The organism is Pseudomonas sp. (assembly GCF_030147005.1).
GTDB lineage: Bacteria > Pseudomonadota > Gammaproteobacteria > Pseudomonadales > Pseudomonadaceae > Aquipseudomonas.
The window spans coordinates 1-8,330 of sequence record NZ_JASLAW010000094.1 but is presented as its reverse complement, the minus strand read 5'-3'; the positions used below and the strand labels follow the sequence as shown (position 1 = coordinate 8,330).

At 59.8% G+C, this 8,330-nt stretch carries 10 protein-coding genes; 5 read left to right on the top strand and 5 right to left on the bottom strand.

Going from position 1 to position 8,330, the window contains the following annotated elements; all coding sequences use genetic code 11:
- Positions 1-139: 139 nt before the first annotated feature.
- Together Q1V60_RS08695 and Q1V60_RS08690 are read right to left on the bottom strand one after the other, a co-directional pair.
- Positions 140-757 carry a dTMP kinase gene (locus tag Q1V60_RS08695; protein WP_300629315.1) on the bottom strand — a complete coding sequence of 206 codons (618 nt, stop codon included), beginning with the start codon at positions 755-757 and terminating at the stop codon, positions 140-142.
- On the bottom strand, positions 754-1,671 hold the full coding sequence (locus Q1V60_RS08690) for a LysR family transcriptional regulator (RefSeq protein ID WP_300629312.1): 918 nt from the start codon (positions 1,669-1,671) through the stop codon (positions 754-756). The genes Q1V60_RS08695 and Q1V60_RS08690 overlap by 4 nt, the downstream gene beginning before the upstream one ends.
- Positions 1,672-1,782: 111 nt before the next feature.
- Between Q1V60_RS08690 and Q1V60_RS08685 the strand changes: the two genes are divergently transcribed.
- Positions 1,783-2,709 carry an alpha/beta hydrolase gene (locus tag Q1V60_RS08685; protein ID WP_300629310.1) on the top strand — a complete coding sequence of 309 codons (927 nt, stop codon included), beginning with the start codon at positions 1,783-1,785 and terminating at the stop codon, positions 2,707-2,709.
- 91 nt (positions 2,710-2,800) lie between these two features.
- Here Q1V60_RS08685 and Q1V60_RS08680 read toward each other — a convergent pair whose 3' ends face one another.
- Positions 2,801-4,537 (bottom strand): hydrogenase maturation protein, encoded by a 1,737-nt coding sequence (locus tag Q1V60_RS08680; protein WP_300629309.1) that lies wholly within the window; start codon positions 4,535-4,537, stop codon positions 2,801-2,803.
- A 131-nt stretch (positions 4,538-4,668) separates the two neighbouring features.
- Positions 4,669-5,679, bottom strand: coding sequence for an NAD(P)-dependent alcohol dehydrogenase (locus Q1V60_RS08675; protein WP_300629308.1), 1,011 nt, complete (start codon positions 5,677-5,679; stop codon positions 4,669-4,671).
- 168 nt (positions 5,680-5,847) lie between these two features.
- Between Q1V60_RS08675 and Q1V60_RS08670 the strand changes: the two genes are divergently transcribed.
- Both Q1V60_RS08670 and Q1V60_RS08665 read left to right on the top strand, forming a co-directional pair.
- A complete protein-coding gene (locus tag Q1V60_RS08670; RefSeq protein ID WP_300629307.1) occupies positions 5,848-6,747 on the top strand; it encodes a LysR family transcriptional regulator in 900 nt (299 codons plus the stop codon).
- Between the two features lie 169 nt (positions 6,748-6,916).
- Positions 6,917-7,141 (top strand): hypothetical protein, encoded by a 225-nt coding sequence (locus Q1V60_RS08665; RefSeq protein WP_300629305.1) that lies wholly within the window; start codon positions 6,917-6,919, stop codon positions 7,139-7,141.
- Positions 7,142-7,162: 21 nt separating this feature from the next.
- On the opposite strand, the gene Q1V60_RS08660 is transcribed toward Q1V60_RS08665, so the two are convergent.
- The gene (locus Q1V60_RS08660; protein WP_300629303.1) at positions 7,163-7,393 is read right to left on the bottom strand and encodes a DUF317 domain-containing protein; all 231 of its coding nucleotides are present in this window, start codon (positions 7,391-7,393) and stop codon (positions 7,163-7,165) included.
- Between the two features lie 193 nt (positions 7,394-7,586).
- Here Q1V60_RS08660 and Q1V60_RS08655 point away from each other — a divergent pair, with 193 nt between their 5' ends.
- Together Q1V60_RS08655 and Q1V60_RS08650 are read left to right on the top strand one after the other, a co-directional pair.
- Positions 7,587-7,847, top strand: a complete 261-nt coding sequence (locus Q1V60_RS08655) for a metallothionein (RefSeq protein ID WP_300629301.1) — start codon at positions 7,587-7,589, stop codon at positions 7,845-7,847.
- Between the two features lie 204 nt (positions 7,848-8,051).
- Positions 8,052-8,207, top strand: coding sequence for a hypothetical protein (locus Q1V60_RS08650; protein ID WP_300629299.1), 156 nt, complete (start codon positions 8,052-8,054; stop codon positions 8,205-8,207).
- The last annotated feature ends 123 nt before the right edge of the window (positions 8,208-8,330 follow it).

Below are 8,330 nucleotides of genomic sequence, written 5' to 3'. Positions count from 1 at the left end.
CTGACCTTCATCCAACACCATGCTGGCGGCCTTAAGCTTGAACTCACTCGAATAAGATTTACGCATATCCAAACACCTCAAATTTGGGCGCTATCATAGCGCCCGAATGAAGTGTCCAAAATCATTAGGCCAGTTCAGACTAGCGCCTACTCAGCACGCCCTCTATCGCGCAAACCAACTGCCTCGTCGCTTCCTCAATCGGTCCTTCATTGCGGCATAAGAGCCAACCGTGATCGGCAACCGCTCGTTCGAACGCATGGGTGCAGGCGGCGTGTTCTTCCAGCGTGTGCAGTACCGTACTGTTCAGCCCGCGCCGGCGTGCCGCTGCCCTCGCCCATGAGGTTTGCGGGTCGGTGACAACCCCGACATGCAGGTCCGGCACCTGCACGTGACGGTCGATGTTCAGTTGCAGAATCTGCGCAAAGGGAATCAGCCGGCGAAAAGCCGCGTCAGACGGATACCATCGGTCAATCAGGATGATGCTGTCGGAGGGCTGTTCAGGCAGTACGTGCCTCGAAATCCAGCCACGGCTATCTGCGAACCGCTCACACACCGCCCATTCCAGTGCCGGGCTGGGATGTCTGACGAGCTGGTTGACCAACCCCATTGTCTCGCCTCTGTGGGGATCGTTGTTTTTCTCACAGAGCCGAATCACCTTTTTATGCTCCGCCCTCAGTGCTGCCGTCACGGCCTCCAGCAGCGTGGTTTTGCCGGTGCCCTTGGGCCCGTCCAGCGAAACGAACAGCGGGCGACTCATTTGCACTGCTCCCAGGGCGGGCACGGCGACCATGCCGCCACGAGCTTGTCGATAAACAAACGGATTTTTGGCGAAAGGTGCCGTTTGCTCGGGTAGATCACCCGGATAGGTTCTGCGGCCTCTGCATACGCCGCGAGCAGTTGGACGAGTTTGCCGTTGCGCAAATCTTCGCTCACCACATAGGAAGGCAGGGTCGTGACCCCCAGGCCGGCGACCGCTGACTGGTGCAAGGACTCGGCGCTGTCCATCTGTAGCCTTCCGCCATGAATCACCGGCACCGAGCGGCCGTTGACGTGAAAATTCCAGGGCAGCAGCCTGCCCCCGCTGACAAAATGCAGACACGGGTGCTTGAGCAGATCGTCCGGGGTTTCAGGCCCGGGGTGCTCGGCCAGGTACTTGGGCGAAGCGCAAGTAATCATCTGCTGATGGGCCACGGTGCGCGTGAGCAGGCGCGAATCTTCCTTGGGTGGCCCGATACGCATGGCCAGGTCAAAGCCCTCATCGATCAGGTCGACCAGCCGGTCGGAAAAGGTGATATCCACGCTCAGGGCCGGCCATTCCTTCAGGTAACTCTCGATGTGTTGCAGTACATGGAGCCGGCCTAACGCAACCGGCAGGCTGATACGCAGGCGGCCACTGGGGGTCGAGCGACGAAACGCCAGCGCATCCTCCACCTCGTCAAGGTCCTCAAGAATGCCCACGCAACGCTCATAGAGCACCTGGCCGTCATCGGTCATGCTCAGGCTGCGCGTGGTGCGATTGAGCAGGCGTACCTGCAAGCGCGCCTCAAGCCTGACAATCGACTTGCCCACGGCCGAGCGCGTCAGGCCGAGCTGCTTTGCCGCCGCGGTAAAGCTCCCGGCTTTGACCGAGCTGACGAAGGCCGCGATATCGTTCAGGTTGTGCAGTTCCATGGCTCTGGGTCTCAGCGTTGGGGTGTTTTGGCGCCTGGTATGGGGAACCCTGTTCCCCAATATCAAGCATAGCATTGCGACTAGCTTATCCAGCCATCCATTGAGGCCACTATGAACACTGAAGTACAAACAGCCGTCCAAACCTGGGCCAACAGCCTGAGCGACCTGATTCCCGTGCTCAAGGGCATCGATACCCGCACGAAAATGAGTGACATCCGCGACGCCTACGCCACGATGCTCGCGCAAAACCCCGCGCCGGCCGGCGTTACCTTCCAAGCCGTCGACATGGGCGGCGTGCCAGGCACGCTGGTCACGCCGGCGCAGATCAAGACCGATGCGGTGGTGATGTACATCCACGGCGGTGCCTATATCGTCGGGCGTCCTGATGGCTATCACGGCATTGGCGGCAACTACGCGAACATGCTCGGCGCACGCGTGTACATGCCGGACTACCGCCTCGCCCCTGAGCACCCTTTCCCGGCGCCGATTGACGACACACTGTGCGCCTATGCATGGTTGCTCGAGCAGAACATGCCGGCCAACAGGATCGCATTCGTCGGCGAATCAGCGGGCGGCGCGATGGTGGTCAGCGTGATGGTCGCGGCAAAATCCAAAGGCCTTCCCTTGCCGGCCGTGGGCTCGTCCATTTCACCCTGGGCAAACCTGGAACACACCGGTGCATCCATGAGTAACCGCGAGGGCCTGGACCCACTGAACTCCAAGGCCGTGTTGGATATTTTGGCCAGGACGTTCCTGGGCGACACCCTGGCCAGCCATCCTCTGGCCTCCCCGGTATTCGCGGACGTCACTGGACTGCCGCCGATTCTGGTGCAGATCGGCGAGAACGAGCTGATGTTGAGTGATGCCATGCGCCTGGCCACGCACTTGGCGGATAACCGCGTTCGGGTCAACCTGGAAGTATGGCCCGCAATGTTCCACGCCTGGCATTTCTACGCGGCCATTCTGCCGCAAGGGCGGCAGGCGCTGGAGAGTTCGGTGCGTTTCATTGAGCACGGCTTGGCCGAAGCCAATCGTTAAAGCGACCAGATGCTTTGACAGACGCTTGTTGCAGACGCGGCAGCTCTTTCGGATTCACACCACTCCCTGCGTTGCCGCCGATCAGGAGCAATCACAGGTTCGGCATGCGGACTTCAGGCAACGGCGTCTCGAACCTCAACGCCCATGCCGTGATCAGACGCTGCGGGGTCTGGCAGGTTTTGCGTTTGAGTACGAAGTTGCGGCACTTTTGCGCAAACTGCTGGCGGTTTTGCACCATGTCCAACTGCATCTGTGCCAGCTCCTGTACGCGACAGCGTTCAACCTGTTTCATATCCAGCGCGGCTTTACGTGTGCGTGCGTGCAGATATCGCTCATCGGTCAGCGCGTTGCTGGCTTGTTGCAAAAGCCATAGGCCGAACGCGTGTGGGCAACGTGGGCCGATGTCCTGGACCATTCCGTATTGCCGAGCCTGGAGCGCACTGATAGGCAGGCATTCTTCGGTGAGCCTGTGCGCGACTTCACCGCCGACGGCCCGTGGCAGGCTGTAGGTCCAGTATTCGGAACCATACAGCCCCATGCTTTTGTAATGGGGGTTCAGGACGACGCCTTCGCGTGCCAATACGATATCGGCGGCCAGCGCGAGCATTACACCGCCTGCGCCCGCACTGCCGGTGAGGCCACTGATCACCAGTTGCCTGGCCGTCAGAAGCTCCTGGCAGACATCGTCGATGGCTTGAATGTTGGCCCAGGCTTCCAGCCCCGGCACCTCGGCAGCCTGGATGACGTTAAGGTGCACCCCATTGGAAAAGCTGCCGCGACCGCCCTTGATCAACAACACCTGGGTGTCTCGCCCTTTGGCCCAGCGCAACGCAGCCGCCAGCCGGTGGCATTGCTCAGTGCTCATGGCTCCGTTGTAGAACTCAAACGTCAGTTCGCCGACGTGATCGAACTCCCGGTAGCGAATCGGTTGATAGGCCTGCGGATTGAACGCCTGGCGGGCGATGGAGCTGTCGAGCACTGGAACGCCGGCCAGGCCCTCGGCCAGAACATGCCGCGCCGGCCGCTTGAAGGTCTCCTCCCCTGACTGGGCCTTGCGCTTGAGCGCGCCGATCCAGAGGCTGTGATCCCCGGTAGCAACCAGCACGGCGTCATCCTGTACCGCAAGGATTTCCCCCGGCGTCCCCTGGCGTGAATCCAGGTGCGCGTCATACAGGTAATACTGCCCGCCCCGGAGACTGGCCAACACACCGGGCTGGCCATCGGCGGCGTCGATGCCGCGCTTGATGAAGGCTGCGCAATCGAACCAACTGAAGGCGCGGTCAGCTTGACTCATGTTCGGCTGCAGACGCCCCGTAACGCTGGGCTTCGTGTAGTCGAGCGGTATCGGGACGAAACCTTTGGCGAATTTTTCCACCACGTCGCGGATGCACACAATCGCGGCGTCACTCACCGGGCCGTTGTACAACTCGGATTTGCGTACATCGGCGGGCATGTCGAATTCACAGGTCGACCAGATCGGCCCGGCATCCATTTCCTCGACTGCCTGCAGCGCCGTGACGCCCCAGCGGCCGACCTGCCGTGTGATAGCCCAGTCCAGCGCACTGGCGCCCCGGTCGCCGACAATGCCCGGATGGATGATCACCACCGGGCGCTGCGGGTGGCTCCACAGTCGCTGTGGCACACGGTCCTTCAAAAACGGGCAAATCACCAGGTCCGCGCCTGACGCTTCGATCTGCCGGCACACCGTGGTTTCATCCGTGAACACGACAACGCTGGGGTCATGACCCGCCTGGCGTAAATCCAGCCAGGCCCGTTGCGTCAAACCGTTGAATGCCGATGATAATAAAAGGATCTTGACTGATCGCATGGCTGACTCTTCCCTGAGAGGTGCGACCAGGGAGGTCCGTTGAACCGTCCCTGGTCTTCGATGGAGGCCCAAGGTTATAGGGCGGGCCGGCAAGGGCACATGATCAGGATCAATGATGCACCCTCGCGGCCCTAACTGATCTTGATGACGACCTTGCCAAATGGGCCACGTGCCAGGTGCTCGTAGGCCTCACGCGCCTGTTCGAAGGGATAGACGTGATCGATCACCGGACGGATGTGATGAGTGTCGAGGAACGCATTCATCCGATCGAATGACGAGCGTGGGGCCACCGCAATGCCACGGATGGTCGTTTGGCGGAAGATCAGCGGCATCAAGTTCAGGTTAGCCGTTTGCCCGGTCAGGAAGCCAATCTGTGCAATGCGGCCGCCCACTTTGGTTGCCTGGACAGAATCGTTGATGCCTTCGCCGCCAGCGACTTCCAGAAGCAGGTCCACGCCAATACCGTCGGTGAGTTGCAATACTTCAGCCGCCCAGTCAGGCGTTTTGCGGTAGTTGACGCCGGCGATCGCGCCGAGCTTGATGACTGCATCGAGGTTTTTATCACGGCTGGAGGTGACGATGACCTTGGCACCCAGGGCCATAGCGATTTGCGCGGCAAAGATAGACACGCCTCCGGTGCCTTGCACCAGTACAGTCTGGCCAGCTTCAATCCGGCCGAAATCCACCAGCGAGTACCATGCGGTCAAGGCCGCGATGGGAAGAGTCGAGGCCTCTTCGTCACTCATGTCAGCCGGCGCACGCACTGCGCTGTCTTCATGAATGATCATGAATTCAGCCAGGCCACCCGGCAGTGGTGAGCCGAAGCAATAGTCTGGTTCGTCGTGGGCAGGCATGCCGTCAATCCAGCGCGAGTACAGGTGCGAGTTGACACGGTCGCCTACTGCGAATCGGCTTACGCCCTCGCCCACGGCCACGACGGTTCCCGCCGCGTCGCTGACAGGGATCAGTGGCTTGGGAACCATGTGCGGCTCATAGATGCCGTCAACGATCGCCTTGTCGCGGAAGTTCAGGGAGACCGCGCCGATCCTGACCAGCAGCTCTCCGGCTCCGGGGGTGGGCGTTTGGATCTCGCCCTGTGTCAGGTTTTCAAGACCAAAATCCTGCAGCAGCCAAGCTTTCATATTCTTACTCCAAGCAAAGTGGGCGCGCCGAAAAATTCAGCTGTGCCCGAGCTGGAAGCATTGTTTCTTTCCTGCGGCGCTGGATAAACAGCCCTTGAAGCACAAGATTGTTATCAATCCAATTACAATCGAGCCCACTCCCGTAACGGCTTAAACAAGGGCCTGACAATGAACATGATCGAGGCGATGGAAATCTACGTGGCCGTGGTTGAGCAAGGCAGCTACACCCGCGCTGCCGAGTCGCTGAGGCTTCATCGGCCCGCGCTCTCCAAAGCGATTCAGAATCTGGAACAGGAACTCAACGTCCAGCTTTTGCATCGCACGACGCGCAAGATTCATGTGACGCCGGAAGGTGATGAGTTCTACGGTCGATGCAAGCAACTGCTGGCAGATCTGGCTGATACCTTGGCGTGGTTCTCACCGGATCGACCTGCCCGGGGAAAGCTCAGGGTGGACGTTCCGGTGACGCTCGCCAAGGCGTTCATCATCCCTTCCCTTCCAAAGTTCCGGGTTCTCTATCCAGAAATCGAGTTGATACTCGGGTCTTCGGATCACCAGGTTGATTTGATCGCGGAGGGCATAGACTGTGCCGTACGGCTAGGAGAACTTGACTCGTCCAGCCTGATCGCCAAAAGAATCGGCACCGTGCCCATGGTCACCTGCGCCGCTCCCGCCTATCTGGAGCGTTACGGTACTCCCACAACCTTTGAAGCTTTGTCTGATCACCTCGCGGTTAACTTTCTGATTGATCATCGTCGGCAAATCATGCCCTGGAAATTTCAAATCGAGGGTGAAAGTCTGTCGGTGACGTTAACAAGCGGCATCGTTGTAGATGACTCGGAGGCCTTCCTCTGCTGTGGCTTGGCGGGGCTGGGTATCCTGCAAGGCTTGCGTCCCTCGCTGCAGCCTCATATCGAGTCGGGCGAACTGGTTGAGATTTTGCCGAAACTACACACCCTCCCCAAACCTGTCTCGCTGCTGCTCACTGAGCGCAAATACCGTTCGCCCAAAGTGCGTGCTTTCACGGACTGGCTTGTCGCCATCTTTGCCGACCGAGGGCTCAATTAGCCAGGCTGGCACTTTCAAGCACTTTATTTCGCGAAAGCCGTGCCGCGTTCCAGCAACGGCGCGCTGTGCTGTGACACAGGTTTAATTTTTTGAATCACCGCATACAGCCGTCATCAAACGAACAGGCCCTACTCGGGTATCACTGGTCAAACGTAATGGAGAAGCGTCCATGTTCGAGAAACCGCACTACCTCGTCAGTTTCATCCTCGACAACCAGCCCCAGAGTCGCGCCCTCGAGTACGAGGGGGATCTGGACCCGCAACTGGCCGAATCCCTGCTCAGGCAACGCTTCGCCGAACTCAAGGATGCGCGGTTGAGTGATGTCCAGGTGCAAAAACGCACCAAGCCGGCTGACGAAGGCCATGACATTCCGGGGCATTATCAGCAGCCCTGAACGGCCGTGGCCTTGCGTGACTCAGTCGATCGGACCGATGTTGATGGTGCGATCAGCGCCCAGCCCCTCGACCTTGGCGAGGATTTCGCTGGGCGTGTCCGCAGAAAACGTCAGCACATAGCCCATGCCGCTGCCGTCCTCTTCCACCGAAGCCACCCACAGCTCGACCTCATCTGCCGCCAGGCCTATGGCATTGCCGATGGAGCGGTTGCGCGCGTCTGAATCGGTGTCGCCTACCGGGTAATCGTTCATCTGCAAACCTCCTCATGCCGGTGAGATGCTGTTATCACCATAGACGGCCGACATTGCGCAGGGTTCGTTTTTTTGCCTCGCCAGACGCACATCACCGCTCATCGCCCACACCGCGTTTTTTTGAAAACTCGTGGCTTTTCGCGGTTCAAACCCAGTGTGGACTCTTCAATCATGACTGACATCAGGAGGACTCATGAACCACACCACCACGGATTTGCCATGCGCCTGTCCAGGCTGCAGTTGCCAGGTTAGCCAGGCCGCTCTCCATCAACGCAACGGTAAAGCGTACTGCAGCCAGGCCTGCGCCGACCTGCATCCGCGAGGCCAGGCGTGCCCCAGCGCCGAATGCCATTGCGAGTCAAACGTGCAGGTGCAGGACCGGGCGATCAGCGACAGCCAGCTCGACGAGGCAATCGAAGAAACCTTCCCGGCCAGCGACCCCATATCGCCTTGATCAACCACGGTGCGAGGGAGCTTGCTCCCGCTGAGCGGCCTCAGAAATGGGACTGCTGCGCAGTCCAGCGGGAGCAAGCTCCCTCGCCACGGTACAGCTCCTTCTTAGCTGACCCGCTCACAGTCATAGCTTTTGTCCAGGTTGACAGCACGGGGCAAACATCAACAACCTGCACCTCAGCCCGCCCTGCCCTTGAGGCCACCCTTGGACTATTTCGCCGCCCTGACCGCGTTCGTCGAAGCCGCCGAAGAATGCCATTGTGAGTCAAACGTGCAGGTACAGGACCGGGCGATCAGCGACGGCCAGCTCGACGGGGCAATCGAAGAAACCTTCCCGGCCAGCGACCCCATATCCCCTTGATCGATCACGGTGGCGAGGGAGCTTGCTCCCGCTGAGCGGCCTCAGAAATGGGACTGCTGCGCAGTCCAGCGGGAGCAAGCTCCCTCGCCACGGTACAGCTCCTTCTTAGCTGACCCGCTCACA